The organism is Hyphobacterium sp. CCMP332, from assembly GCF_014323565.1.
In the GTDB taxonomy this organism is placed as follows: domain Bacteria; phylum Pseudomonadota; class Alphaproteobacteria; order Caulobacterales; family Maricaulaceae; genus Hyphobacterium.
Window position 1 is genome coordinate 1,628,720 of record NZ_CP058669.1, and the last position, 25,315, is coordinate 1,654,034.

General features: G+C 59.3%; 24 protein-coding genes and 1 pseudogene. 9 read left to right on the forward strand and 16 right to left on the reverse strand.

Annotation, left to right across the window (positions count from 1 at the left end; all coding sequences use genetic code 11):
• Positions 1 to 36 precede the first annotated feature (36 nt).
• Together HXX25_RS08355 and rsmD are read left to right on the forward strand one after the other, a co-directional pair.
• Positions 37 to 783, forward strand: coding sequence for a pseudouridine synthase (locus HXX25_RS08355; RefSeq protein ID WP_233346607.1), 747 nt, complete (start codon positions 37 to 39; stop codon positions 781 to 783).
• A 1-nt stretch (position 784) separates the two neighbouring features.
• Complete coding sequence (gene rsmD / locus HXX25_RS08360; RefSeq protein WP_187165481.1) at positions 785 to 1,348, forward strand: 16S rRNA (guanine(966)-N(2))-methyltransferase RsmD; 564 nt, start codon at positions 785 to 787, stop codon at positions 1,346 to 1,348.
• Here the strand turns inward: rsmD and HXX25_RS08365 are convergent.
• From HXX25_RS08365 to HXX25_RS08410, 10 genes are all read right to left on the reverse strand, one after another.
• Positions 1,345 to 1,839: a hypothetical protein gene (locus HXX25_RS08365; protein ID WP_187165482.1), complete on the reverse strand. Its 495-nt coding sequence runs from the start codon at positions 1,837 to 1,839 to the stop codon at positions 1,345 to 1,347. The genes rsmD and HXX25_RS08365 overlap by 4 nt on opposite strands.
• A complete protein-coding gene (gene mutL, locus HXX25_RS08370) occupies positions 1,839 to 3,653 on the reverse strand; it encodes a DNA mismatch repair endonuclease MutL (RefSeq protein ID WP_187165483.1) in 1,815 nt (604 codons plus the stop codon). Before mutL ends, HXX25_RS08365 begins: the two co-directional genes overlap by 1 nt.
• 31 nt (positions 3,654 to 3,684) lie before the next feature.
• Positions 3,685 to 3,972 carry a TMEM165/GDT1 family protein gene (locus tag HXX25_RS08375; protein ID WP_233346608.1) on the reverse strand — a complete coding sequence of 96 codons (288 nt, stop codon included), beginning with the start codon at positions 3,970 to 3,972 and terminating at the stop codon, positions 3,685 to 3,687.
• Between the two features lie 71 nt (positions 3,973 to 4,043).
• On the reverse strand, positions 4,044 to 4,574 hold the full coding sequence (locus HXX25_RS08380) for a DUF3035 domain-containing protein (RefSeq protein ID WP_187165484.1): 531 nt from the start codon (positions 4,572 to 4,574) through the stop codon (positions 4,044 to 4,046).
• A gap of 68 nt (positions 4,575 to 4,642) precedes the next feature.
• Entirely contained in the window at positions 4,643 to 5,116 is a 474-nt protein-coding gene (gene lspA, locus HXX25_RS08385) for a signal peptidase II (protein ID WP_233346609.1), read from the reverse strand.
• A 59-nt stretch (positions 5,117 to 5,175) separates the two neighbouring features.
• Entirely contained in the window at positions 5,176 to 6,123 is a 948-nt protein-coding gene (locus HXX25_RS08390; RefSeq protein WP_187165486.1) for a bifunctional riboflavin kinase/FAD synthetase, read from the reverse strand.
• 9 nt (positions 6,124 to 6,132) lie between these two features.
• Positions 6,133 to 6,576 carry a MaoC family dehydratase gene (locus HXX25_RS08395; protein WP_187165487.1) on the reverse strand — a complete coding sequence of 148 codons (444 nt, stop codon included), beginning with the start codon at positions 6,574 to 6,576 and terminating at the stop codon, positions 6,133 to 6,135.
• Positions 6,577 to 6,637: 61 nt separating this feature from the next.
• Positions 6,638 to 7,483, reverse strand: coding sequence for a TIGR01459 family HAD-type hydrolase (locus HXX25_RS08400; RefSeq protein ID WP_187165488.1), 846 nt, complete (start codon positions 7,481 to 7,483; stop codon positions 6,638 to 6,640).
• Between the two features lie 42 nt (positions 7,484 to 7,525).
• The gene (locus tag HXX25_RS08405; protein WP_187165489.1) at positions 7,526 to 8,740 is read right to left on the reverse strand and encodes an EAL domain-containing protein; all 1,215 of its coding nucleotides are present in this window, start codon (positions 8,738 to 8,740) and stop codon (positions 7,526 to 7,528) included.
• A 98-nt stretch (positions 8,741 to 8,838) separates the two neighbouring features.
• Entirely contained in the window at positions 8,839 to 9,510 is a 672-nt protein-coding gene (locus HXX25_RS08410; protein WP_187165490.1) for an OmpA family protein, read from the reverse strand.
• Positions 9,511 to 9,757: 247 nt separating this feature from the next.
• On the opposite strand from HXX25_RS08410, the gene HXX25_RS08415 reads away from it, so the two are divergent.
• From HXX25_RS08415 to HXX25_RS08425, 3 genes and pseudogenes are all read left to right on the forward strand, one after another.
• Positions 9,758 to 10,045, forward strand: coding sequence for a co-chaperone GroES (locus HXX25_RS08415; protein ID WP_187165491.1), 288 nt, complete (start codon positions 9,758 to 9,760; stop codon positions 10,043 to 10,045).
• Between the two features lie 59 nt (positions 10,046 to 10,104).
• Positions 10,105 to 11,755, forward strand: a pseudogene (gene groL, locus HXX25_RS08420) (chaperonin GroEL).
• A gap of 138 nt (positions 11,756 to 11,893) precedes the next feature.
• On the forward strand, positions 11,894 to 13,867 hold the full coding sequence (locus tag HXX25_RS08425; protein ID WP_187165492.1) for a S9 family peptidase: 1,974 nt from the start codon (positions 11,894 to 11,896) through the stop codon (positions 13,865 to 13,867).
• Positions 13,868 to 13,932: 65 nt separating this feature from the next.
• On the opposite strand, the gene HXX25_RS08430 is transcribed toward HXX25_RS08425, so the two are convergent.
• Positions 13,933 to 15,021 (reverse strand): glycoside hydrolase family 3 protein, encoded by a 1,089-nt coding sequence (locus HXX25_RS08430; RefSeq protein ID WP_233346610.1) that lies wholly within the window; start codon positions 15,019 to 15,021, stop codon positions 13,933 to 13,935.
• A gap of 302 nt (positions 15,022 to 15,323) precedes the next feature.
• On the opposite strand from HXX25_RS08430, the gene HXX25_RS08435 reads away from it, so the two are divergent.
• Positions 15,324 to 16,250: a hypothetical protein gene (locus HXX25_RS08435; RefSeq protein ID WP_187165493.1), complete on the forward strand. Its 927-nt coding sequence runs from the start codon at positions 15,324 to 15,326 to the stop codon at positions 16,248 to 16,250.
• Between the two features lie 107 nt (positions 16,251 to 16,357).
• A complete protein-coding gene (locus HXX25_RS08440) occupies positions 16,358 to 16,504 on the forward strand; it encodes a hypothetical protein (protein ID WP_187165494.1) in 147 nt (48 codons plus the stop codon).
• Between the two features lie 170 nt (positions 16,505 to 16,674).
• Here the strand turns inward: HXX25_RS08440 and pgi are convergent, their stop codons facing one another.
• Entirely contained in the window at positions 16,675 to 18,279 is a 1,605-nt protein-coding gene (gene pgi / locus HXX25_RS08445) for a glucose-6-phosphate isomerase (RefSeq protein WP_187165495.1), read from the reverse strand.
• Positions 18,280 to 18,327: 48 nt separating this feature from the next.
• Between pgi and HXX25_RS08450 the strand changes: the two genes are divergently transcribed.
• The gene (locus tag HXX25_RS08450; RefSeq protein ID WP_187165496.1) at positions 18,328 to 18,789 is read left to right on the forward strand and encodes a hypothetical protein; all 462 of its coding nucleotides are present in this window, start codon (positions 18,328 to 18,330) and stop codon (positions 18,787 to 18,789) included.
• Here the strand turns inward: HXX25_RS08450 and HXX25_RS08455 are convergent.
• From HXX25_RS08455 to HXX25_RS08470, 4 genes are all read right to left on the reverse strand, one after another.
• Positions 18,786 to 20,876, reverse strand: a complete 2,091-nt coding sequence (locus HXX25_RS08455) for a protein-disulfide reductase DsbD (protein WP_187165497.1) — start codon at positions 20,874 to 20,876, stop codon at positions 18,786 to 18,788. The genes HXX25_RS08450 and HXX25_RS08455 overlap by 4 nt on opposite strands.
• Positions 20,877 to 20,973: 97 nt before the next feature.
• On the reverse strand, positions 20,974 to 21,750 hold the full coding sequence (locus HXX25_RS08460; RefSeq protein ID WP_187165498.1) for a SapC family protein: 777 nt from the start codon (positions 21,748 to 21,750) through the stop codon (positions 20,974 to 20,976).
• A 139-nt stretch (positions 21,751 to 21,889) separates the two neighbouring features.
• Positions 21,890 to 22,510 carry an OmpW family protein gene (locus HXX25_RS08465; protein ID WP_187165499.1) on the reverse strand — a complete coding sequence of 207 codons (621 nt, stop codon included), beginning with the start codon at positions 22,508 to 22,510 and terminating at the stop codon, positions 21,890 to 21,892.
• A 99-nt stretch (positions 22,511 to 22,609) separates the two neighbouring features.
• Entirely contained in the window at positions 22,610 to 24,766 is a 2,157-nt protein-coding gene (locus HXX25_RS08470) for a TonB-dependent receptor (protein WP_187165500.1), read from the reverse strand.
• Between the two features lie 103 nt (positions 24,767 to 24,869).
• Between HXX25_RS08470 and HXX25_RS08475 the strand changes: the two genes are divergently transcribed.
• Positions 24,870 to 25,298 (forward strand): transcriptional repressor, encoded by a 429-nt coding sequence (locus HXX25_RS08475; protein ID WP_187165501.1) that lies wholly within the window; start codon positions 24,870 to 24,872, stop codon positions 25,296 to 25,298.
• Positions 25,299 to 25,315: the final 17 nt, after the last annotated feature.

Here is a 25,315-nt window from a genome sequence, read left to right on the forward strand (position 1 = left end):
TTGCGGCGTATGCGTGAAGCGCAGAAGGGTCAAGCTTTGGCAGAACAACAACATTCCGGCGAGCGTATCGCAAAAGTGCTGGCGCGGGCCGGTGTCGCCAGCCGGCGCGGAGCCGAGCAGCTGATTGCCGACGGCCGTGTGGCGGTCAATGGCAAGACGTTGAAGAGCCCGGCGCTCAACGTCACGGCCAAAGACAGGGTGTCCGTTGATGGCAAGGATATCGGCGAACCGGAGAAAACACGCCTCTGGCGCTACCACAAGCCAACGGGGCTCGTGACCTCGCACAAGGATCCGGAAGGCCGCGACACCGTCTTCCAGAAATTGCCGAAGGAATTGGGCCGTGTGATCTCGATCGGCCGCCTCGATCTCAACTCCGAAGGCTTGCTGCTGCTCACCAATAATGGCGAGCTCTCCCGCGCCCTTGAGCTGCCGTCGACCGGCTGGGCCCGCCGCTACAGGGTCCGCGCCTTTGGCCGTGTCACCGAAACGGAGCTGGAGAAGCTGCGCAAGGGCATTACCGCCGAAGGTGTGAAATACGGTCCGATCGAGGTCGAGATCGAACGCGAACAAGGCGGCAATAAATGGCTGAATGTCTCCCTGCGCGAAGGCAAGAACCGGGAAATCCGTAAAGCGCTGGCCGCTGTCGGCATGACGGTGAACCGGCTCATTCGCATTTCCTACGGGCCTTTCCAGCTGGGCAATCTGCAGCCCGGTGAAGTCAAGCCCGTGCCGGAGCGCGTCTTGCAGGATCAGTGCGGCCATTTCCTGAGCGGCAAGGACTGAGATGCGTATCGTTGCCGGTAAATTCAAAGGCCGCCCGCTCAACGCCCCCAAAGGCGTGAATACAAGGCCGACCTCTGACAAGGCGCGCCAGGCTCTGTTCAATGTGCTGGAACATGCCGACTGGGCGCCCCCGCTGGATGATGCCCGGATTATCGATCTCTTTGCCGGATCGGGTGCGCTCGGCTTTGAAGCCATGAGCCGCGGCGGAAGCTTTTGCCTGTTCGTCGATACCGACGCCGGCGCACGCGGCGCTGTTCGCGACAATATCGAAACGCTCCAGCTCTTTGGAAATACGCGCCTTCACCGGCGGTCCGCGACAGATCTCGGCGAGAAACCGGCCAAGCTCGGCGCGCCCTTCAATCTGGTTTTTCTCGATCCGCCCTATGGCAAGGATCTCGCACCGCCTGCCCTTTCCGGTCTGATCGAGGGCCGCTGGATCACAGACGACGCTCTGGCCGTGCTCGAAGTCGCAGCCAACGAAGACGTGCCGACCCTGCCGGGTTGGGCGCCGGTCGATGAACGCATTTGGGGCGCAGCGAAAGTGGTCTTTCTGAAGCGGGGCTAATCGCTATGTGAATCGTGTGGTGACCAAGGCCGGTCAGGTTCCAAATGCGCATTTGAAGACGGTAGCCGAGTCACTTCAAACACTTCCTGAGCCAAAGTGATTTGCTGAATGGTTGCTTCGTAGACCGGATCACCAACCCAATATTCGACGAGCAACGCGTTTTCAGCTTGCCAAGTCACCTCGAATGCGCGCCACGGAATGGTAGCGGCTCGTCCCGCGCAAGGCGCTTCGTCTCCGGTTTCGACGATATCAATTCGGGCTGTATCAGAGTCAATTGCACTGGTATGCGTTATACATACCACCGCTTCATACCGGTTGTCGGGTGACTCGACGCGATAATACTCGTGCGTGACATAACTGGAACGGATGGCCAGTCCCAGAATAAGCGCGGCGAGGATCAACAAGACGAAATAGCCCACAACGAGAATGACGGGTGACGCGATGAGCGCGACAAGAATCCAGAGCCATCTGCGACGAATAAAGACCCACATCACCGCCGCCCGAACAGGCGCTCGATATCGGCCAGTTTCAGTTCGACATAGGTCGGGCGGCCGTGATTGCACTGACCCGAATTTGGCGTGGTTTCCATTTCCCGCAGAAGCGCATTCATTTCCTCACCTGTCAGGCGGCGGCCTGCGCGCACAGAGCCGTGACAGGCCATTGTGCCAACGACTTCTTCCAGTTTTTCCTTGAGTGAGAGTGCCGTATCATAGTCGGCCAGATCATCGGCCAGATCGCGGATCAGACCCTGCACATTCAGCTTGCCCAGCAAGGCCGGGACTTCGCGCACGGCAATCGAATTCGCGCCAAAGCCTTCCACCACCAGACCCAGCTCGGCCAACTCATCCGCGCGGGACAGAACCCGCTCGGCCTCGGCGGCATCCAGATCAACAATCTCGGGCACCAGCAAGGCCTGTTTTGAAACGCCGCTGTCCGCCAGCATCTTTTTCATGCGCTCATAGACAAGGCGCTCATGGGCGGCATGTTGATCCACAATCACCATGCCATCCTGCGTCTGCGCCACAACATAGGTCTCGTGCAGCTGCGCCCGCGCCATGCCCAGCGGATAGTCTCCAACAGGTGCCGTATCAGTACTCGGGCCTGCAAACCCGGCAGGCTGGGAAAAATCAGCTTCAACCCGCGCGGAGCGGTCCTGAACCAGCGTCCCGGACTCCGGCGGCCGCGCACTGCCCCAGGCCGCCATAAGTGAATGCGGTGTCTGATAAACCGCCCCGTCCGGCCGTGCTCGGCCCAGCGCATAGCCCGCCACAGTCGTTGACGCCCGGTGCCCGGCCCCGGCCAGCGCATGGCGCAGGGACCCGACAATCAGGCCGCGCACGAGGCCCGGATCCCGAAACCGCACTTCGGCTTTGGCCGGATGAACATTCACGTCCACTTGCCCGCCGGGCAGATCGACGAACAAAGCCACGACCGGATGGCGGTCGCGCGCCAGAAAGTCCTGATAGGCCCCGCGCACGGCGCCGCCGAGCAATTTGTCACGCACCGGACGGCCATTCACAAACAGGTATTGGTGCTGCGCGGACCCCCGGTTGAAGGTCGGCAGCGAGCCCAGACCCGTAATACGAACACCCTCGCGTTCCTGATCAATCTCGAGCGCGTTCTCGCCAAAATCCTTGCCGAGGATGGCCGAAAGGCGAAGCCGCCGCGCTTCGTCACCGCGTTCTGCGGCGAGCGCCAATCGGCTTCGCCCGTCAATTGTCAGGGTGAAGCCCACATCCGGCCGCGACAGCGCCAGACGGCGGACAACATCGGCGATTGCATTGCCTTCCGCGCGTTCCGACTTCATGAATTTCAACCGGGCAGGCGTCGCATAGAAAACATCGCGCACATCAATGCGCGTCCCGCCAAGCCCCATGGGCGGCGCCGGTTTGATGTCGCTCTGCCGCCCGCCCTCAACGCTTAAGGAAAACGCGTCCTTCGTGCCCTGCGCCTGCGTCGTGATGGACAGGCGGGCAATGGAGCCAATCGACGGCAGGGCTTCGCCGCGAAACCCCATGGTGTCGATATTCAGAAGGTCGTCCTCGCCATCTCCGCCAATGGGCAGTTTCGACGTGGCATGGCGCTCGACGCACAGCGCGAGCCGCTCCTCATCCATGCCTTCGCCGTCATCGGTCACGGTCAGGCGGGCCAGGCCGCCCTTTTCGGCATGGATATCAATCTGCCGCGCACCGGCATCGAGCGCATTTTCGACCAGCTCCTTGACCACGCTGGCCGGTCGCTCGACAACTTCGCCGGCGGCGATCCGGTTGACGGTTTCAGGGCTGAGTCGGCGGATTTTGGTCATGACCGCAGCCTCTTGAAGGCCGGGCGGCGGGTCAAGCCGCTGCGGCGGTTCTGAAATGATCAAAAATGGTCCACCCGCCGACCAGGATAAAACCGATCCCGGCCAGCAATTTCAGTGGCAGGAAAGCCAGCCAGCGTTCTGCTGCGGTTCCGAGCGCCACGGCCAGCGCGGTCGAGGCCACAAGTGCGGCAGACGCTGCCAGAAAAATGAGGATAGGCGACGTCTGGCGCTCGGAGGCAAACAGCACCGTCGCCAATTGCGTCTTGTCGCCCAATTCGGCCAGAAAAACAGTTACAAAGATCGCAAGAAGTTGCGTCATTCTGATCTCCATGGAAATGAAAAAGGCGGCGGGCCGAAGCCGCACCGCCTTGAATCGGTAATGTTCGGGTTTTACAGGCCCGGGATTTTGCCAATGCCACCGCGGTCGCGGTGGATTTCCACCGTGCCACCGCCGGTGACGCGTTCAATCAGCTGAAGGCGCTCGGCCTCTTCTTCGGCGTCAATGGTCACGGCATTATCGCCAATGCCTTCCGTGCCCTCGCGCCAGAACAGGATCTGGTTGCTGAAATCGGTCGACTTGCGAACAACAGCGGCCGTTTCACCATCGATGATGGCGCGAATGAACGGGTCAGCATCACCGCCGCCAGCGCGTGCGACAAGCAGGGCTTCGCCATCAGAACCTTCAAAATCACCCTGCGCACCAAACAGTGCAGCGCGAGCAGCCTGATCCGGATAGATTTCTTCCGGGCGCGGCTCACCGGGACGCGGCGGGCGCAAATTATATTCCGGCGGCACGGTCAAAGGCGCAATCGTGACAACGCGGAACTCATCCGGCTCGGCGCTTCCGCCGCGAACCCCGGCGCATCCAGCTACCGCGATGGTCGCGGTCAGGACCGCGAGCGTGATCAGACGCTGACGCATAAATATACTCCCGAATAAACGTTCGTCGGTTTTCTAGCGAAAGACAGGCGGTTTCACCAGCCCGGCCCTCACCTCGCGTCGCGATCATTGACCAGCAGGTCAATCAGAAGCGCGACAACACCGATATTGATGGCGACATCCGCCACATTGAACACCCAGTTGAATTGAAACCCGAATGGCAAAGGCAGACTGGAAAAATCAAGGAAGTCTGCGACCGCGCCGTAAATGGCGCGATCAATCGCATTGCCCAGCGCACCGCCAATGATCAGCGCATAGGCGCTGGCCTGCAGCCAACGCGTCGCTTTCAACATCCAGCTCGCCAAAAGCCCCGAGACGGCCAGCGAGAACAGAATAAGCAGCAGGCTTTGCCAGAAGGCTTGCGCCTGCAGAAAACCAAAGCTGATCCCGCGATTCCACACCATGGTCAGGTGAAAGAAGGAGAAGACCTCGATGCGGCTGCCCGGCGTCTGATTGATCAGGTCCAGCCCGTAAAGCATCCAGTATTTGCTGGCCTGATCAAGCGCGATCACCAATGCAGCCATGCCAAATCCGGAGTACGGAATGACAGGCGATATCCGGCGTTCAAACATGCTGTGTCCACTTACGGTTTGGTTGAGCCTTCATCCGTCGCGTCCGCGCCCAGAACCGAACGCGCCGCAATGGCATCCTGACCAATTTGCGCTTTCAGGGCGTCGAGTCCATTGAACTTTTGTTCAGGCCGCAGGAACCGGACGAATTCGACGTTCACCATCTGCCCGTAAATGTCGGCGGCAAAATCAAAAACATGGACTTCCAGCCGCTCGGTGGTTCCATCAAACGTCGGACGCCGGCCCACATTGGCAACGCCGTCATGAAGCCGGGAATCAATACGGATCCGCACCGCATAGACCCCGAACGCCGGACGGCAATAATCACCGAGGCTGATATTCGCCGTGGGAAACCCGATGGTCCGGCCACGTTGATCACCTTGCTCGACCTCGCCTCGCACGATCCAGGGCCGACCGAGCAATTGGCGGGCCGCATCAATATCACCAGCTTCGAGTGCCTGACGAATGCCGCTGGACGAAATTTTTTCATCGCCGTTCGATTTCAGCGTGACGCCGGTGACGCCGAAACCGATTTGCGAGCCGATCCCGGCAAGTATCCGCACATCACCGCTTCGGCCTTTGCCAAACTCGAAATCCGCACCGACAAAAACATGGCTCGCATGCGCCCAGCCGGTGAGCACCGTTTCTGCAAACTCGCGCGGCATCATGCGGGACATGGCCGTATTGAAGGGCAGGACGTGCAGGCGTTCAAATCCCAGTTCGCGGATGGCATCGGCCTGCTGCACATCGTCCATCAACCGAAAGGGCGGGGAGTCAGGTTGAAAAAAACGACGAGGATGCGGGTCAAAAACAGCAACCGCCGGTGCGAGACCCGCCTCTCTGGCCTTCTCCAGCGCGGCATCCAACACGACGCGATGGCCTTTGTGGACGCCATCAAAGTTACCCAGCGCCAGGGTGCAGGCAGGTAGCTCCGACTTTGGTGGGCCTTCGACAATCAGCATGAAACGTCGCTATTCCGCGGATTTTCGCTTGCGGGTGCGGACCATGACCGAGGCCCGCGCCGTCATGACTTCAGTGTCACCTACCTTGCAGGAACAGGAGAGTTCGATCATCCGCGATTTGAGGTCGATCGAGATCACTTCCGCACGCGACCGCACGGTATCGCCAATCCGCACCGGAGACCGGAAGCCCAGATCCATGCTGACGAAAATCGAGCCCGGACCAGGCAATTCATTGCCCAGAAGCGCCGACAGGTAGGACGCGATCAACGCGCCATGGGCAATACGTCCCCGATAGGGTGTGCGCCGGGCAAACTCTTCATCAAGATGCAGCGGGTTGTGATCGCCGGACACTTCGGCAAAGGCGCGCACGGTCGTATCGTCCACCAGCCGCGTGATCTCGGCTGATTGGCCAACGCGGAAGTCTTCTAGCGGAATGGGTGCCTTTTGCGTCATATCCGGGCTCCAGTGAGTTCACAGCCTATAGACGGCAACCGGGCGGCGCTGTCCAGACGGCTTACCAGATCAGCCGCGGCGCAAACCAGGTCGCGGTCACGTTGTAACGGGAAAGCTCGGTCTGAATCGCCGGCATATCAGATGGATCGAGTGCCCCGCCCAGAATTCCGTCGCCGATGAAAAGCGAGTCGATGGACATCCGCGCCGCGCCGGCAAGGTCGGTTTCCGGACCGTCGCCAATGGCCAGGACATTCGAACGGTCGCCGCGCCATCCCCGGTCCAGAAGCATGCGGTAAGCGAGCTCGTAGATCGGCTTGTGCGGCTTTCCGGCGATAACGCTCGTGCCGCCCAGCTCCCGATAGAGGCGCGCCAATGCCCCTGCACACCAGACAAGATCATCGCCAACCTGAACCACAATGTCGGGATTGGCGCAGATCATGGGTAATTGCCGGTCGGCCAGCTCTGTCAGCAATGCTTCATAATCATCCGGAGCCGAACCCAGTTCGCGAACCAGCCCGGTGCACACAATGGCATGCGCCTCGTCGACATCCGAAAATGTAATATCCAGACCTGAATAGAGCAAATCGTCGCCGCCCGGCGGACCAATCTTGAAAAATGGGCCCGGCGCATGGTCGTTCAGGGCTATTCGGGTCGCATCACCCGATGTCACAATACCGTCCCAGGCATCATCCGGCGCACCCATCCGGGCCAGCTGCCGCGCAACATCATGTGCCGGGCGCGGCGAGTTGGACACCAGTATGACCGGAACGCCGCTGGCGCGCGCCTGCTGCAGGGCCTCTATCGCATCGGGCAAAATGGCGTGACCATCGCGGATGACGCCCCAGACATCACAAAAGATGGCCGAATAGCGCCCGGCAATGTCCCGAAAGTGAAATGCAGCCTTCATATCGCCTTACCTAGCGGTCTGGCCTGCCGATACAAGCGGATATCAGGCAGAGCGGCGAATGGGCTGGGTGGTGGTTTCGTCAAGTATCTCGTCACGGACCGGGCGGGGCTCACCAAAGAGATGGCCCTGCGCAAAGCCGGTATCGATATCCAGGAGTTCGACGACGGTTTGCTCCTGCTCCACCTTGTCCGCGATAAGGTCCATACCGAACTTGGCAAACAGGCTGGGAATATCCTCGGGCTGGATGGCCCCGGCTGCGAGCCCGCCAATGGGCTCCTCATTCCGGATTGCTGTCACCAGACGCTGGCCTTCGACCTTGGCGAACCGGACACCCGCCCGCTGCATTTCGGAAAAATCACTGTTGAGGTCGGTCATCTGATCGACCGAGAACCGGAATCCGAAATCGGCCAGACGTCCCATATTTCGTGCCGCCCCCGGCGTGCGGGCTTCAAAGGCGGCCTGTGAAACTTCAAAGATCAATGAGCTCGCGAGGTCGGAATTGCGCCGCATGTAGTCGAGGAAATTCGGGAAGAAATCTTCATCCGCCAGAGACCGGAGGGAAACATTACAGAAAATGCCGATCCGGCGATCTGACTGGGTGAGCCGGCGCACGATCTGGACGCATCGGAAAAGCAAAAGATTGTCCACTTCCGCCATCAGGCCCGCATCTTCGGCAGCGCGAATGAAGGCCGCCGGCGTGATGATGTTACCCGCACGGTCTCTCAGTCTTGAAAAGCTTTCATAGAAATAGGTCTTGCGTTGCGGCAACGAGACTATGGGTTGGAGGTAGAGATCGACCCGGTTGGCGGCCAGCGCATCGCGGACGATGTCCATGTTTACCGGTGTCTGACCCGTGTTCGTGGGCTTCGCCGGTGCGATGGACGCGCCACCACCAGCCCCCATGCGACGCACCAGATCTTCCAGAACCCGCACTTCATTCGTCAGGGTTTCTTCGCGCTGATGCGCCTCGGCGCGCATGGTGTCCGCAATAGTATCAAGGCGCGATTGCGCTTCCGCCATCTCTTCGGCGAGATCAAGATTCGCTGCTTTCAGCGCGTCGATTTCGGCGATCATTTCCTTGCGCTCGATGGCCCGGGCGGCTGCGGAATGCGCCTGCCCGGCAATCAGGAAGACCCCGGCGCCCATCATCCAGGCAAAACTGGTCGACATCAGCCCGAGGCGTTCAAACGCCAGCGCCGACACCACGGCAATCATGGCGTAGGTCAGGACGATCAGAATGTCGCTGGCGCGAGGCATGGGCGATCCAAAGCAATCTAAAGCGAATCAGTTCGATTGGCTCCAGACTACGTTGGATCGCACCGTGTTGTCAGAACGTTAACGAATGCCCGACGGCGTTAGCTTGCGACGTGCGGACGAATGCGGATTTCGACACGGCGATTTTGCGCCCGACCCGACGGTGTGTCGTTGGACGCGATCGGAGATGTCTCGCCCAAACCTGCCACATAGAAGCGGTCACGCAGGACACGTTGCGAGATCAGATAGCCCGCCACCGACTGGGCCCGGCGTTCCGACAATTGCTGGTTATAATCCGCCGCACCGGTTGAATCGGCATGACCGATCACGTCGACATAGGTCGCCGGATAGGTGTTCAGCACGTCCGAGACATCGTTCAGCACCGTATAGAAACGCGGCTCGATATCGGCGGAATTGGTCGCGAAGGTGACATCGCCCGGCATGATCAACAAAAGATCATTGCCCTGACGGCGTACACCGACGCCGGAATCCCGCAATTGTTCGCGCATCGCGGCTTCCTGCCGGTCCATGTAGTTACCGACACCGGCCCCTGCCAGAGCGCCGATACCTGCGCCGATCAGCGCGTTGGTGCGGCCTTCTTCGGAATCATTCGTGTTCGTCAGATAACCCAGGGCAGCACCCAGGCCCGCCCCGATCAGCGCGCCGCGAGCCGTATTGTTTGGCCGGGTTTCGCCGGTGTAGGGGTCGGTCGTCGTGCAGCCGGCTGCAAAGGAGAGGGCAGCAACAGATACGACAAGGGTACGAAACAACATGGGTAAACTCCGTTTTGGTTTCAGAACGTCAGTATACGCCTATCATGGCAGAAATACGAGGGTCAGTTGAAAGATTCGCCGGTGAACCGAAGATGAATGATACGGCTCATCTGAAAGCAGACGAGTCGCCGCGCACCACTTGACGCCTCCTCTCCGCATGCTTATCTGCAGCCTCGTTAGCAGCCGGTGCATGTGAGTGCTAACCGGCTCTTCGCAACAACAATGAATACCAAACAGGGGTATGAACATGTCATTTCGTCCGCTGCACGATCGTGTGCTCGTGAAACGCGTGGAAGAAGAATCCAAAACCAAGGGCGGGATCATCATTCCGGATACCGCCAAGGAAAAGCCGCAAGAAGGTGAAGTTATTGCCATCGGCGGCGGCGCCATCAAGGACGATGGTTCAGTGCGCGCACTGGACGTCAAGGTCGGCGACCGCATCCTGTTCGGCAAATGGTCGGGCACCGAAGTCACCCTCGGCGGTGACGAGCTGATCATCATGAAAGAGTCGGACATCCTCGGCGTGATGGGCTAACGCCCCGCCGGTTTCCGCTCATTCAAACCCAATCAAGACAAAGAAAACGGAACTGAAAAATGGCTGCCAAAGAAGTCAAATTCGGCGTTGAAGCCCGCGAAAAGATGCTCAAGGGCGTCGATACGCTTGCCAATGCTGTGAAAGTCACACTCGGCCCGAAAGGCCGTAACGTCGTGATCGAGAAGTCCTTCGGCGCTCCGCGCACCACGAAGGACGGTGTCTCCGTCGCCAAGGAAATCGAGCTCTCCGACAAGTTCGAGAACATGGGCGCCCAGATGGTCCGTGAAGTGGCATCGAAGACCAACGATGCGGCTGGTGATGGCACCACGACCGCAACCGTTCTGGCTCAGGCCATCGTTCGCGAAGGCATGAAGTCGGTCGCGGCCGGCATGAACCCGATGGATCTGAAGCGCGGCATCGACCTCGCCACCTCCAAGGTCGTCGAGCATTCGAAGCAGCCAAGAAGATCAAACCTCCGACGAGGTCGCACAGGTCGGCACCATCTCGGCCAATGGCGAAGCCGAAATCGGCGTCAGATCATTGCCGACGCGATGCAAAGGTCGGCAATGAAGGCGTCATCACCGTCGAAGAAGCCAAGGCCTGGAAACCGAGACTGGACGTGGTCGAAGGCATGCAGTTCGACCGTGGCTACCTGAGCCCCTACTTCGTCACCAACTCCGACAAGATGGTCGCCGAACTCGAAGACTGCCTGTACATCCTGCTGCTTCGAGAAGAAGCTGTCGAGCCTGCAGCCGATGCTGCCGGTGCTCGAAGCAGGTGGTTCAGAGCCAGAAGCCGCTGCTGATCATCGCGAGGATGTCGAAGGCGAAGCCCTCGCGACCCTGGTCGTGAACAAGCTGCGCGGCGGCCTCAAGATCGCGGCCGTCAAGGCACCGGGCTTCGGCGATCGCCGCAAGGCCATGCTGGAAGACATCGCCATCCTGACCGGTGGCACGGTGATCTCCGAAGACATCGGCATCAAGCTGGAAAACGTCACGCTCGACATGCTCGGCACTGCCAAGCGCGTCACCATCACCAAGGACGACACCACGATCGTTGACGGCGCCGGCGACAAGGCCGACATCGAAGCCCGCGTGGGTCAGATCCGTCGTCAGATCGAGGATACCTCCTCGGATTACGACCGCGAAGCTGCAGGAACGTCTGGCGAAACTCGCCGGCGGTGTCGCAGTGATCAAGGTCGGCGGCGCAACCGAAATGGAAGTGAAAGAGCGCAAGGACCGCGTCGATGATGCGCTGAACGCAACGCGTGCGGCGGTCGAAGAAGGCATTGTGCCGGGCGGCGGTGTTGCCTTGCTGAAAGCCTCCAAGGCGCTGGATGGCCTGAAAGGTGACAACACCGATCAGACGCAAGGCATCGGCATCATTGCCCGCGCCGTGCAGGCTCCGATCCGTCAGATCGCGACCAATGCCGGTGTTGAAGGCTCGATCGTTGTCGGCAAGGTGCTGGAAAACGCGAGCCCGACATTCGGCTATAACGCTCAGACCGAAGAATATGGCGACATGCTGGCCTTTGGTGTGATCGACCCGGCCAAGGTTGTGCGTCATGCCCTGCAGGACGCTGCGTCAATCGCGGCTCTGATGATCACGACCGAAGCCGCTGTGGCTGAAAAGCCGAAAAAAGACTCCGGTGGCGCCTCTGATATGGGTGACATGGGCGGAATGGGCGGCATGGGTGGCATGGGCTTCTAGGCCACGCCAACCTCGCTTGAATGATCAAGGGCGGCTCAATCGGGCCGCCCTTTTTCTTTTCGTGCAGGAAATCGGCATGATGCAAGCCCGCCATATCCTGCTAAAGTGAGGCGATCAAAAAATAACGGGAGATCGTAGATGCGCCTGAATGCTTTTTTTGCCGCCATTCCTGCAGCCGTTTTGTTCGCCTGCAGTCCGGCGCCTGAAACCGGCACCGCGCCGGGAGAGTCGAATGGCACCTTTGCAGGCGCTCAGGAGGCATCATCCCGAACAATGCATGATGCAGCCACTTTCCACATGACAACGAGTTTCGGAATGGCCTCGAGCGCGGGTTTCCCGTTTTCGCCCGACGACAGCCGCATCCTGATCTCGTCCGACGAGACCGGCGTATTCAATGCCTATACCGTCGATCCCGAGACGGGCGAGCGCACCGCCCTCACCGACTCCGCCACCAACGCAATCTTTGCCGTCAGTTATTTCCCGGATGACGAGCGCATTCTGATCACCGCCGACAGTGGCGGCAATGAGATCAGCCATATTTTCGTGCGCGATGCGGATGGCGAAATATACGACATCACACCGGGCGAAGAGGTCCGTGCGCAATTCCTCGGCTGGTCGCCGGACGGCAGCGATATCTGGCTTATGACCAATGAGCGCGACCAGACAGCCATGGATATCCTCGCCTATGACACGGTGAGCTTTGAAAGCCAGATCGTTTTTCAGAACGACTCGGCGCTGGAAATCGGTGATGTCAGCCCGGACGGGCGCTGGCTGGCGCTGGTACGCAACCGCACCTCTGCCGACAGCGACATCCTGCTGCTCGATCTGGCCTCTGGCGAAACAGAACCCACGCTGATCACCGAACACGAGGGCAATATCGCCCACGGCGTCTATGCCTTCACGCCCGATAGCGCCGCCCTTGTCTATGCCACAAATGAGCACGGCGAATTCAACCAGGCCTGGACCTATGAGCTTGAGACAGGGACAACCGCCCCGCTGATCGAAGCGGACTGGGACGTGTCCTTCGTCACCTTCTCACCCTCGGGACAGTATCGCGTCTCGGGCATCAATGCCGACGCGCGCACCGAAGTGTCCATTGTCGACACAGGCACTGGGGAGACAATTGCCCTTCCCGACCTGCCCGCAGGCGATATCGGTTCAGTCCGCTTCTCGCGTGATGAACAGCAGATCGCATTCCTGATCGACAGCGCCACCTCGCCGTCCAATCTGCATATCGTCGACCTGGCCACTCAGGACCACGCCCAGCTGACCAGCGCGCTTAACCCCGCCATTTCGGAAGACGAGATGGTGGATGCACAAGTCGTCCGCTTCGAGAGCATTGACGGGCTGGAGATTCCCGGAATTCTCTACCGTCCACATGGCGCGAGCGCGGATGCGCCTGTCCCGGCGCTGGTGTGGGTCCACGGCGGACCGGGCGGGCAGAGCCGGATCGGCTATTCGGCGACGATCCAGCACCTCGTAAATCATGGCTATGCTGTCTATGCCGCGAACAATCGCGGCTCGTCCGGTTACGGGAAGACCTTCTTCCATATGGATGATCGCCGCCATGGCGAAGAGGATCTGCGCGACATAGTCGCCGCTGGCGACTGGCTGCGCGAGCAGGACTGGGTGCGCGATAATCAGGTCGGCGTGATCGGCGGCTCCTATGGCGGCTATATCACCGCGGCGGCGCTCACTTTCCACCCGGACGCCTTCGACGTCGGCATCAACATTTTCGGCGTGACAAACTGGGTCCGGACGCTGGAATCCATCCCGCCCTGGTGGGAAGCCTTCCGCGAGGCGCTCTATGACGAAATGGGCGATCCGGCCACGGACGCGGACCGCCACCGCGCCATCTCGCCGCTCTTCCACGCCCAGAACATCACCAAGCCGATGCTTGTCGTACAAGGGGCCAATGACCCGCGCGTCCTGCAGGTGGAAAGCGATGAACTGGTCGCTGCCGTTGAGGCCAATGGTGTGCCGGTCGAATATGTTCTCTTCCCGGATGAGGGCCACGGCTTTCGTCGCCGCGACAACCGCATCACCGCATCGGAAGCCTATCTCGCCTTCCTCAACGAATATCTGAGGAACGAGACTCCTTCCGGGGAATAGTCTGCGAGGCTAGGGCCTTGAATGATCAAGGGCGGCTCAATCGGGCCGCCCTTTTTCTTTGGTGCCTAGATGGATCGCGCCGCCAGAACATCCAGACGCGCCATCGACTCTTCAATCCGGGATTCGGTGAGCTCACCATTGGCGACCGCGGCCTCGATCCAGTCTGCAAAACGGATCGGCAATTCCGGATCCGGAGCCGCGGAGTTGGACATCATGATCATGTCATTGCCGGCCTGGATCGACCGGATCACGGCTTCGCGTTGATCATAATTTTCGTGGATCGCTCCCATATCGAGATCATCCGTCACCAGTGCGCCCCGAAAGCCCATTTGACCACGCAGCAAATCGGTCAGGATCGGACGGGAAAACGTCACGGGGTCGCCAGCCGGGTCAAGGCCGATATGGGTAAGATGCCCGCCCATGATCAGATGCGCCTGTCCGGCATTAATCAACCGGCGGAACGGATCGAGCTCGGCTTCGCTCCAGCTTTCGGTAATATCGACAAAACCATGATGGCTGTCGCCCGATGACCGGCCATGCCCGGGAAAATGTTTGATGGAGCAGGCCGCCCCGACACTTTCGAAGGCCTCAATGAAGGCTCCGGCATATTCGGCAATCCGTTCGCCGTCTGCCCCATAGCCGCGCCCCCATCGGCCAATCACGCCATTCTCGTCATCCTGAACATCCGCGACGGGCGCAAGATTCAGATTGAATCCGGCATCGCGGAACTCGATGGCGGCGGCACGATAGATGTCGCGCGCCTCCTCGACGGTTTGCTCTTCGGAAATGACATAGGCGCGTGGAATGGGGGAATAGCCAAGATCACCGGAGAGGCGCTGCACCGCGCCACCTTCCTGATCCACCGCCATCCAGGCATCCGGCGCAATGGAACGGAAATGGGCCGTCATGCCTTCCACACCGTCTCGCGATCGCACATTGTGGCGCAGGAACAGGACACCACCGATACGGCCCGATTCAAGATGACCGGCGATCGCGGCGGCACCATCTGTTTCCATATTGTCGCCGATAAAGCCCATCAACAGCATGCGGGCCGCTTTCTGGCGAAGGGTGAACCCCTGCCTCGCAATTGCTGGGGCTGACAGGGCCGCGACGCCGCTGGCGGCTGCGCCTTGCAAGAATGTCCGTCTGCGCATCTCAATCTCCGCCTGAACCGGTCTCATGTCATTATTGCCAACATGAGCGGCTGTGCAAACTCTGCGCCGCTTCATGAACTGTTGCTGACCAATTCGTCACACCATCGCCAAGCCGCCGTAATGTGGAATGGATCAGCTTGATCCGGCCTTCATGAAAGGCCCCTTCCAGCGGCGGTGCATGCTTTCCCAAATCCCCATGCATCGCCGCAACACTTTCAACCACATGACGAAATATTCAGCGAACCGCACACCTCTGGTAATCAGCGGGGTGAGACGGTGAGCGCTCCTAACTGGAGGGACATATGAAAAAGCTTCTCAGCCTTTCCGTCGCCGGGTCAGCGTTGATCGCCGCCGGTTGCACGACCGCCGCCATGGCCAGCGACCAGAATCAATACCGTGAAAATGTTCATGTCGTCGTCGAACGCGATGCTGCTGACGGTCAGACCATCGTCATCCGCGGCGTAAACATTGAAGTTGTCGATGGCGACGTCTTCATCAATGGCGATGCCGTCCGGACATCTGCAGACGGCCGAATCGTCATTTCCGGTGACAATGTTCACGTCATCAACGGGCGTGACGGTACGTTTGAATTCACATTCGACGACAGCGACATGGAGCTTCGAATGGCCGAAGTCCATGCGCAGATGGAAAATCTGGACAACATGCATATCGTCGTTGACGAATTGCACAGCGAGGAAATGGAACGTGCGCTCGCCCGTGTCGAGGAAGAACTGGTACGCAATCAGGGTCGACGCATGGTCGTAATCAACGGCGAACGCCGCGAAATGACGGACGAGGAACGCGAGGAAGTCCGGCGCGAACTGACACGCGCGCGCGAAGACATCGCCGAATCCATGCGTGAAGTCCGGATCGAACTTCGCGAATCCGGAGGCGAACGCGCCGAAGCCTTGCGCGCCATGCGGATCGAGCTGGAGCAGGCCGAGCGTGAACTGGCCGAGGCCGGTCGCGAAGCGCGGCGTGCCCATATCATCGCCCGGCACAATCAGGACATAAACGACGATACGATCCGCGTTCTCCGGGAAAGCGGCGGCCGCGAACTGAGATTTGTCAGTGAAGACGGCGACGAACGGATCTGGGTCGATGGCGAAGAGCTGGAAGGCGAGGCCCGAACCGAATGGCTAAATCGTCTGCAAGTGGAAGAGCTGGCAGGCGGTGAAGGATCATCCAGCCGCAGCATTGTGATCGAAATCGACGAAGACGACGAATAGACGTTTTTTATCGGCCTGTCCGAACGGGGAAAATTCGGGCAGGTCGTGACATTGGAAAGGGCTTCAATTGAGGGCGCACAGCGCTTTAACCTCGAGGGAGTTCCACTATGCGTTTCAAGAAAGTCCTGGCCCTGTTGGCCGCCACACTCTTTGCGGCCACGGCTACCGCTTGTGCCAGCATTCCGGCTGACGATGAGACATCATCGTCTTCATCATCGCGCGAGCAACGTGAAGTACCGCACGGCTATTATTGAATGTGAGCCGGTTTCGGACAAAAAAAGCGGGCCGGCAAATGCCGGCCCGTAATTATTTGGTCGATTGAGGCGTCTCCTCCCCGAAACGCCGAAGGACTGAACGATCAGGTCCTGTCCTGTTTGTTACCTTGGCGTCACAATCAGGGGACGTCAAGCACCTGAATCCCCCATTAGCGGCGATACGACTCGATTTTCCGGAGAAGCGCGGATGTCGACGCATCGTGCAGACCGGACTCTCCCGCCGACAATTCCTTTTCCAGCGCACTTGCGAGCTTCTTGCCGAGCTCCACGCCGAACTGATCAAAAGCATTTATGCCGAACAACACGCTCTGCACAAAAGTCTGATGTTCATAAAAGGCCAGCAGAGCACCTAGCGTTTCGGCATTCAGTTCCGGCCCCAGAATGAAGCTCGACCCCCGCCCGCCCGGCATTACCATATGCGGTGCCAGTTTTTGCGCCTCGCCTTGCGACAGACCCTTTGTGGTGAGCTCGGCCATGGCTGCGTCCTGATTGCGCCCGGTCAGCAATGCCTCGGCTTGCGCGACAGCATTGGCCGCAAGCGATGTTCGGTGCCGGGCTTCACCGCCGGTCGCAAACGCAATGATATCAACCGGGATGGCGTCCTTGCCCTGATGAAGCATCTGGAAGAAGGCGTGCTGGCTGTCTGGCCCCTCGCCGCCAAAAACCGCCGGCCCCGCGGGTCCGTCCAGCGGCGCTCCATCGACCGTGACCGACTTGCCCAGCGATTCCATGGATAATTGCTGCAACCATCCGGGAAGAAGCCGGAGCTTGATAGCATAGGGCACAACCGCCCAAGACTGGCATTCGCGGATTGTGCGGTGCCACCAGCTGATCAGCGCCGATATGGCCGGGGCATTCGCGGCCGTGCGTGCTTGTATAAAATGTTCGTCCATGCGCTGCGCACCGCCGAGCAATCGCTCGAACTCCCGGCGGCCGATCGCCGCCATGACCGACAGCGACACACACGACCACAACGAATACCGCCCGCCGACCCAGTCCCACATCTCGAATATACGCTCATCAGAAAAGCCCAGCGCCCGCGCCGCGTCCGGTTGCGATGTTGCGGCCACAAGATGGCGGCCAATCCCGCCTTCCAGGCCGGCTTCCAGCCATTGGATGGCCGATTGCATGTTCAGGGTCGTTTCCGGTGTTCCAAACGATTTCGACACGACGAAGACGAGGGTTGTTGCGGGATCAAGCCCGGCCGTGGCCCGTTCGAACGCGTCCGGATCCACGCTCGACAGAAATCGCGTTTCGACAGGCGCATTGGGATTGGACAGCGCGTCATGAATCAGGCGCGGTCCGAGATCCGAGCCGCCAATGCCGATGTGCAGTATATGCGTGAACGCCTCATCGCTGGATGAGGTGAAAGCACCGGAGCGAATGTCCTCCGCAAACGCCAGCGCGCGGTCCAGCTCGGCTCTGGCTTGCGACTTGCGCGCCTCATCCTTGCCGCCGCCGCGAAGCGCCATGTGCTGGGCGGCACGGCCTTCGGTCTGATTCGCCACTTCGCCGCGCGCCAGCGCCTGAATGGCAGCGTCCAGTTCCACGGCATTTGCCAGTGCCAATAGCGCCGCCATTGCTTCGCCGGAGACGTCATGCTTGGCAAAGTCGAAGGTCAGACCGGCCGCCGACAGCACAAATTGTTCAAGCCGGCGGTCCTCCTCCCGCAGAAAATCGCGCCCATCGCGGCCGGAATCGCGGTCAGCCTGCGTGCGGATCGCTTCAACGGCTTGTTCACGGGTCATCGCCATGATCATTCACTCCACATCCGGCACGGATTGGCCGCAGAAGAGAGTCCAATGCCCCTCCTTTCAGCCCTGTTAATCGCACTGAGCAGCTATCAGTCCGCACCCGGTGCCGAGTTTGCAGCGCTCGCGTCGGAACTGCAAACCGAAGCGCAGGCACGACTCGCAACGGCTCAATCCTATCCTGCGCAAAGCGCGCCTGAAGTTTCAGCGGATGATGCCCTCTACAGCGGTCTGAACGCCTTCTCGACGCAAGCGATGCGGTTGTCTCTTGAGATGGAAAGGCGCAACGGACCCGAAGATCTGCGCTGCATCTATCGCGGCATGGCGCAAGACGCGCTGGCCCATCAGCAGGCTCTGGCCGCCGCAGAAATCCGCGCCGACAGAATTCAGGTTTTCATCGACCTCGAAGATCTGTTGCAACACGCCGCCGAAATCGGCCCCATCGCCGATCAGGACGAGATCGAACCCTTTACCGGCGTCGATCCCGGCTGTTCGCGCGGACCGCTCCGCTAATCGCCATTCAAGGTATCCAGGATCAGGCCGGTGCTGATAATCGGCGGCAGGATAACCGGTTCCGAACTGCCTGGCGCATAATAGACATAAAGCGGAATCCCCGCAGCGCCATAGCCCCGTATCGCCGCCGCAATCCGGTCATCACGATTGGTCCAGTCCGCGATCAGGACTGTCACCTCGTTCGCCTCGAAGGCCTCGACCACTTGTCGGGAATTCAGCGTCATTTGTTTGTTGAACTGACAGCTGACGCACCAGGCGGCCGTAAAGTCGATGAAAACCGGCCGGCCTTCGGCCACGAGCATGTCGACGCGTTCCTGCGACCATGGCTCCCCGGTATACTCGACAGCCATTGTGCTGCGCGACACGCCAAAAAGCGCCCCAACCAGCATGAGGACACCTGCTGCGGCGGCAATGCGCGCGGTGACATTGGAAAATTTCAATGTCCACACAAGGAATCCCAGAGCGAGGAATCCGATCAGCAACATCAACACGCCTTGCGGCCCGCCCTGCATGGATAGAACCCACACCAGCCAGATCGCCGCGCCGAACATCGGAAAAGCCAGGAATTGTTTGAAGCGAACCATCCACGGTCCGGGTTTGGGCAGCCACTTGAGAAGCGATGGATAGAAAGACAAAATCAGATACGGCAGAGCAAGCCCGAGACCGAGCATCAGCGAGACCAGAACCAGCACGAAACCCGGTTGCGAAAAGGCAAGCCCCAACGCGCCGGCCGCAAAGGGACCGATACACGGCGCCGCCACGACGACCGCCAGCAATCCGGTCATGAACGCCCCGGCATCGCCGCCTGCATTCGCCCAGCGTCCGCCAACGCCTTGCAGGCTGGTACCCACCTCGAACAGGCCGACGAGATTAAGGCCGATACCGAACATCACGAGAGACAGAATGCCGACCGCCAGCGGGTTTTGCAGCTGGAAGCCCCACCCGATCGGATCACCGATCGCCTTGAACGTCAGCAAGACCGCCGCCAGTGCCAGAAACGTGACGAGCACACCCGCCAGAAACAACAGACCATGCCGCCGCAATTCACCCGGCGCGGAATGAGCCCGCTCAACAAAACCCAGCGCCTTGATCGAGAGCACCGGAAAAACGCACGGCATCAGATTGAGGATAAGACCACCAATAAGCGAGAAAATCAGCGTCACCGCCAGGCCGCTGAGCGTCACCGGCAATACCGAACCGGCGAACGCATCTTGCGGCACATCAATGACCTTGACCCCCGATTCCGGAGTGATCACAATCGCCCGGTTGATCCATTCGCCGCCATCCTGAACCTCGTAGGTCAAAACGCCCTGCGGTGCCCGGGTCAGGCCCGAACGCGCTTCAGGCGCAGGGTCCAGTTTCAATGCGATGCCGTCGTCAGAGATATACTCGACCTGTTCAGCAGCGTGATTGATTACCATGTCGGAGTAGGGGTAGAACGCCGCATTGCGAACGGTGCGCCCGTCTTCGGGCTGCTCGATGGTCAGGATGAGGGAACTGGCCGAACGCGCAATACCGGCAGACAGATCACTTTCTGATGGCACGCGATCCAGCCCTGACTGGATCAGCGCCGCTCCGGTGTTATCCGGCGAGGCCGCATCGCTGACCGTCAGAAACAGGTCGAGATCAGCCGATTCGGGGATGCAGACTTCCTCACAGACCAGCCAGCTGGCCGCGGCGCGTATTTCCAGAAACCGGTCAGAATAGTCGTCCGCAATCGTCAGGGGGATCGGCAGAACGACTTCATCGCCATAACCGTAATTCATCAACGGCCCGAAGGGATAGGCTGTCGGGGCAGGCCAGATAATCTCGCCTGCCGAAACGCCTTCGGGCAAGATCCAGTCAATGCTGGTCGGCTCGCCGGAATCGCCGGGATTGCGCCAATAGGTATGCCAGCCCGGCTCGATCTCCATTCTGAGACCGACATAAAATGTTGTGCCCGGTGATACGGCGACCTGGTCCGCCACCAGCCGGGTATCCACCATCGCGTCATTGCCCAGCGCCGATCGCCCCGGCACACTCGATTGCGCAGTTGCAGTCGGCACAAGCGCCAGAAGCGCAATCATCAGGGTCAGTAGACGGGCCATATCCTGTCACTCATTCTATCTGCTGACAGGTCATATAGAAAAAGTGCGAGAGGGGGGTAGCCCTCTCGCACCTTTGTGATCAGTCGTGTGCGATTGATCAGTTCGCTTTGGGCGCAGCATTCTGTTGACGGCGGATGGCCTTGTTCAGAATTCGGTCCCAGCGATTGAGCGAAATCAGATGCGAATAGATGGCCGGCAGGAAGCCTTCATCCCGCAGCTTCAGATAGACATCTGTCGGCAGAGCATTCAGCTTTTTCTCCGAAACGCCATAATACTCGGCAACCTTCTTGCTCTCACCCGTCGTATTGTCCTTGAGCGTAACATCCTTCAACTCGAACAGGTCGAGTTCGAGAATCCGCTTCACAAACATCTCGGTGGAGCGGGCATCGGCGTCAAACGCGCTGACGAAATCAATCGCCTGCTGCAAGGCTTCGGTCGGCTCGCCGTTTTCGTCGAAGAAGGGCAATTGGCCGTTCTCTCCGATGCCATCGGCCTCCACATCAATACAGACAGTGGCCGGCTGGTCCGGCCCGTTGGAAGCGCTCACGAATGGATAACGGCGGGCGAAAGCCGGCAGCATCGTGTCTTGCTCGTAATTACCGTCGGCATCAATGAACAGGTTTTCACCCGCATTCAGCCCCATAACCACGACCGGGAGGCGCTGTTCGCCCAGAAAGATAACCGGGAAGAAGCCGGCATACTGGGAGAATTCGCCGACAATTGCCGGAAGGAAATGCGATTCCTTTAGGAAGGCGAACGGCTCCTTCGGCGGCGACATGCCGAATTTGCGGTGCTTTTCCTTGTTCAGCGGTTCCGGCTTTTTATAAAGCGGGACCTGTCCCGAGAGCGGTTGAGTGGCAGGGGCGTCAGCCATGGCGTCGTCCTTTGGTTTTCGAAATTTGGGGCTAGATAGCGAATCCGGGCGCATATAACAACGGATTGCGTCACCCGGACGTTAAATGGCCGTCCGGCAAACTGCCGAACGGCCATCAGGTGTGGCATTTCGAAAACGTCTAGAAGCGGCGGCCGATGCCGATTCCGAAGACCCAGGGGTCAATATCAACGTCAGCCGTAATGGCATTGTTGATGGTCACATCAGTGTTGATGTCGATGTATTTGACGTCGACATTGAAGAACCAGTTTTCATTGACATCGAAATCAATACCGCCCTGCAAGGCGAGGCCAAAACTATTGTCATAGTCGATGGCCGTCGCAATGCTTCCGGCTGCCAGATTCTCGTTGAAGAAAACGGTATAGTTTATACCCGCCCCGACATAGGGGTGGATCGTCCCTTCAGGTCGGAAATGATATTGAACCGTCAAGGTCGGTGGCAACAACGTCACCTCACCCAGGTCCACATTTCCTGCCGCTGTTCCGATCGCCATCACATCGTGAGGCGTGACGCCGAGAATGAGCTCGACCGCAAAGCGCTCGGTGAAGAAGTAGGAAATATCGAGTTCCGGCACAAAACTGGTATCGATATCGACATCACCACCAATCGGATTGATGGAAGCGCTTTCGTTCGGGGCCACGCTCAGCAGACGTCCACGAATGAGCCAGTCACCCTGATCGGCAAATGACGCGCCCGAACCCAGCACGCTTGCAATGGCGGCGGTAATTAAAATCGATTTCATGGGAACCCCCTATGTCCATAATTGATGTATGGACTTTAGGGGGTTCCGGAATGTCGAGGCAGGGTACGAAACGCCGCGCGGCAGCCTGCCGCAGGCGTTCTAGAAAGCGACCGACAAGGCCGCCCGGAAATTGCGCCCGGGCAGCGGCAGAAGGTCTTTCAGAAAGCTTGTATGCAAGCGGGCTTCTTCGTCCGTCAGGTTCCGTGCTTCCAGAATAAGGCGCACGTCCTGATCTTCGACCGGGCGCAAGACGAGCTGCGCATTCACCAGCGCATAGCTATCCGTTGGAAGTTCGAAACTGGCAATGTCGTTCTGCTCGGCGGACCAGACCACTTCCAGATGCGCCGTTGCGATATCGCGTTCGGCCTCGATCATTGCCGAAAGGCCAAGCGGTGGAATGCGCGGGAGATTATTCCCGTTGTCCAGCTCGCCGCGGACATATTCCGCCGTTACCTCGCCGCGGAAATCCCAGCCGGAGGCCGATCCGAACTCACGTTCAGCCCGTGCCTCGAAGCCCCAGAGACGGGCATCTTGTTGCGCATACTGGAAAACCGGAAGCTCTTCCATTTCCGCGCCGGTTGGAAACAGGCCGATGAAGCCGTCATAATCGGCATAGAACAAGGCGCCTTCCAGAGACCAGTCGCTCCGGTCGATCCGGGCGGTAAGGTCAATTGAGGCCGCCAGTTCTGGCGAAAGATTGATGTCACCAACTTCAAACGCTCGCGTCGCGAGGTGAGCTCCATTGGCAAACAGCTCGACATCCGTCGGCGCCCGCTCGGACAGCGCACCGGTCACGGCAAGGAAAATATCCGGTTGGGGGCGGAAGAAAACAGCAGCAGACCCGCTTGCTGTCTGGAAGGATCGGGAAGCCGTAGCGGTATCAACGTCGCGATTTTCGAAGCGCAACCCGCCTTCAAGGCCCCAATCACCCCTGTCAAACCGTTCGACAAGGAAAACGCCGAAATCAGACGTGTCGACCGGCACGATATAGGCCTCGGCACCTATCGCCGCGAAATCACGGCTAAAGGTTTGAATGCCGAAGGCTCCTTCAAGGTCGCCGATCGGGCGATGGCGCAACTCCAATCGGCCTTCCCAGCCGTCATTGGTGAAAGTGGTAGCAATTTCATCGCCTTCAATTTCGCTATGCCGATAGTCACCGGTTCCCAGAGAGAAGCGGACACGTTCGATCAGCGCGCCCTCAAAGCGGATATCGCCACGGGCATCCCAACGGTTCTGGGTCATGACAAGGCGCGGGTCGGCCTCCTCTGCATGTTCATCGCCATGATCATCATCTTCGGCAAACGCAATCAGACTGCCAGCGTCATCATGATCATCTTCATGTTCGCCCTCTTCCCCATGCCCGTGCGCATGGCCCGGCAGTCCATACGCGCTGTCGCTCGTCCGGTATGACAAGCCGATGAATCCCCAATCGCCGACAAAAGAAACCCCGGCAGAGCCACTGGTAAATTCAAGATCAGAGTTCGGAACAGTGCCAAAAGCTTCCTCTTCTTCCTCGTCGTGATGGTCATCGTCTTCAGCAAATGCCGTCAGCGGCTGTAGCTCATCGTGATCGTCGTCATGATGTTCCTCGGCCTCCAGGGCGCGCTGGCGGGCCGATTCCGCATAGCCGGGGATGTCGTAATTTTCCGAAGCGCGCTGCAAGCCCTCGACGTGAAAGACAAAATTTCCCACCGAAAACCGGCTTCGGCCGGCGAACTGATAGCCTTCGTCGACACTGGTCGATCCGGCGTAGAATCTGCCTTCCATACCCTCTTCGGGCAAGCGTTCCGGAATACGGCCATCAATGACATTCACCACGCCACCGATCGCGCCACCGCCATAGGCAATTGCGGCGGGGCCACGGAGGATTTCCACCCGCTCGGCTTCCAGCGCCTCTGAAGAAACAGCATGATCCGGGCTGGCAGTTGACGCATCGACCAGGCCAACACCGTTCACCAGCACCCGCACGCGATCCGCGCCCAGTCCGCGTAGAACCGGACGGCTGGCGGCGGGCCCGAAATAGGTTGTGGTCACGCCCGGCTCATGCGCAATGGTATCGGCCAGGCTGCCCGAAAGATTCTCCTCGATGTGGTCGGCCGTCAGCACATCAACAGACCCCACGATTTCATCAGCCAGCACCTGCAAGGGTGATGAAGTTACAATAATACGGTCAACCACCGGCTCATCGCTATTCTGAGCTAGGGCCGGAGCACTCAAAAGTGCGGCAATACAGACACCATATTTCAACGCAGACATCGGGCACCTCTCGAAAATTCGATTATGTGATATTATAACATAACGAACACGACAAGCATCAAAGCTCGATTTTCGCAGCCGAACAGGATTAAATCTCTGCAATATGACTCACTCTGATTCCGTCTCTTCTGCTTTGGCGCATGCCGAGAAGCATTGCGCAGACCGCGGCATGCGCATGACGCCATTGCGGCGCAACGTCTTGGCATTGCTCGTCGAGGCCTCGGAACCGATCAAGGCCTATGATCTGCTGGATCAAATGCGCTCGACGGATCGGTCAGCGAAGCCGCCGACCGTCTATCGTTCGCTGGATTTTCTTATGGAGGTCGGGCTCGCTCACAAGGTTGAAGCCCTCAATGCCTATATCGCATGTGCCCACTGCCACGACAAAGGCGGTGCCGAACTCTACATTTGTGGCAATTGCGGATCTGTTGATGAACGCCATGGCGCGCCCGAACCCCAGAACGCTCCGGAGGGTTTCAGGACAGACCGGTCTGTCGTTGAACATTACGGCCGGTGCGCCAATTGCAGCTAGCAAACACCAGGGGCAGG

What these genes read in the sequence shown, in the direction of transcription:
- rsmD (WP_187165481.1), top strand. Translation starts at nt 785, where the DNA reads ATGCGTATCGTTGCCGGTAAATTCAAAGGCCGCCCGCTCAACGCCCCC.
- HXX25_RS08365 (WP_187165482.1), bottom strand. Translation starts at nt 1,839, where the DNA reads ATGTGGGTCTTTATTCGTCGCAGATGGCTCTGGATTCTTGTCGCGCTC.
- mutL (WP_187165483.1), bottom strand. Translation starts at nt 3,653, where the DNA reads ATGACCAAAATCCGCCGACTCAGCCCTGAAACCGTCAACCGGATCGCC.
- HXX25_RS08375 (WP_233346608.1), bottom strand. Translation starts at nt 3,972, where the DNA reads ATGACGCAACTTCTTGCGATCTTTGTAACTGTTTTTCTGGCCGAATTG.
- HXX25_RS08380 (WP_187165484.1), bottom strand. Translation starts at nt 4,574, where the DNA reads ATGCGTCAGCGTCTGATCACGCTCGCGGTCCTGACCGCGACCATCGCG.
- lspA (WP_233346609.1), bottom strand. Translation starts at nt 5,116, where the DNA reads ATGGCTGCATTGGTGATCGCGCTTGATCAGGCCAGCAAATACTGGATG.
- HXX25_RS08390 (WP_187165486.1), bottom strand. Translation starts at nt 6,123, where the DNA reads ATGCTGATTGTCGAAGGCCCACCAAAGTCGGAGCTACCTGCCTGCACC.
- HXX25_RS08395 (WP_187165487.1), bottom strand. Translation starts at nt 6,576, where the DNA reads ATGACGCAAAAGGCACCCATTCCGCTAGAAGACTTCCGCGTTGGCCAA.
- HXX25_RS08400 (WP_187165488.1), bottom strand. Translation starts at nt 7,483, where the DNA reads ATGAAGGCTGCATTTCACTTTCGGGACATTGCCGGGCGCTATTCGGCC.
- HXX25_RS08405 (WP_187165489.1), bottom strand. Translation starts at nt 8,740, where the DNA reads ATGCCTCGCGCCAGCGACATTCTGATCGTCCTGACCTACGCCATGATT.
- HXX25_RS08410 (WP_187165490.1), bottom strand. Translation starts at nt 9,510, where the DNA reads ATGTTGTTTCGTACCCTTGTCGTATCTGTTGCTGCCCTCTCCTTTGCA.
- HXX25_RS08415 (WP_187165491.1), top strand. Translation starts at nt 9,758, where the DNA reads ATGTCATTTCGTCCGCTGCACGATCGTGTGCTCGTGAAACGCGTGGAA.
- HXX25_RS08425 (WP_187165492.1), top strand. Translation starts at nt 11,894, where the DNA reads ATGCGCCTGAATGCTTTTTTTGCCGCCATTCCTGCAGCCGTTTTGTTC.
- HXX25_RS08430 (WP_233346610.1), bottom strand. Translation starts at nt 15,021, where the DNA reads ATGCGCAGACGGACATTCTTGCAAGGCGCAGCCGCCAGCGGCGTCGCG.
- HXX25_RS08435 (WP_187165493.1), top strand. Translation starts at nt 15,324, where the DNA reads ATGAAAAAGCTTCTCAGCCTTTCCGTCGCCGGGTCAGCGTTGATCGCC.
- HXX25_RS08440 (WP_187165494.1), top strand. Translation starts at nt 16,358, where the DNA reads ATGCGTTTCAAGAAAGTCCTGGCCCTGTTGGCCGCCACACTCTTTGCG.
- pgi (WP_187165495.1), bottom strand. Translation starts at nt 18,279, where the DNA reads ATGGCGATGACCCGTGAACAAGCCGTTGAAGCGATCCGCACGCAGGCT.
- HXX25_RS08450 (WP_187165496.1), top strand. Translation starts at nt 18,328, where the DNA reads ATGCCCCTCCTTTCAGCCCTGTTAATCGCACTGAGCAGCTATCAGTCC.
- HXX25_RS08455 (WP_187165497.1), bottom strand. Translation starts at nt 20,876, where the DNA reads ATGGCCCGTCTACTGACCCTGATGATTGCGCTTCTGGCGCTTGTGCCG.
- HXX25_RS08460 (WP_187165498.1), bottom strand. Translation starts at nt 21,750, where the DNA reads ATGGCTGACGCCCCTGCCACTCAACCGCTCTCGGGACAGGTCCCGCTT.
- HXX25_RS08465 (WP_187165499.1), bottom strand. Translation starts at nt 22,510, where the DNA reads ATGAAATCGATTTTAATTACCGCCGCCATTGCAAGCGTGCTGGGTTCG.
- HXX25_RS08470 (WP_187165500.1), bottom strand. Translation starts at nt 24,766, where the DNA reads ATGTCTGCGTTGAAATATGGTGTCTGTATTGCCGCACTTTTGAGTGCT.
- HXX25_RS08475 (WP_187165501.1), top strand. Translation starts at nt 24,870, where the DNA reads ATGACTCACTCTGATTCCGTCTCTTCTGCTTTGGCGCATGCCGAGAAG.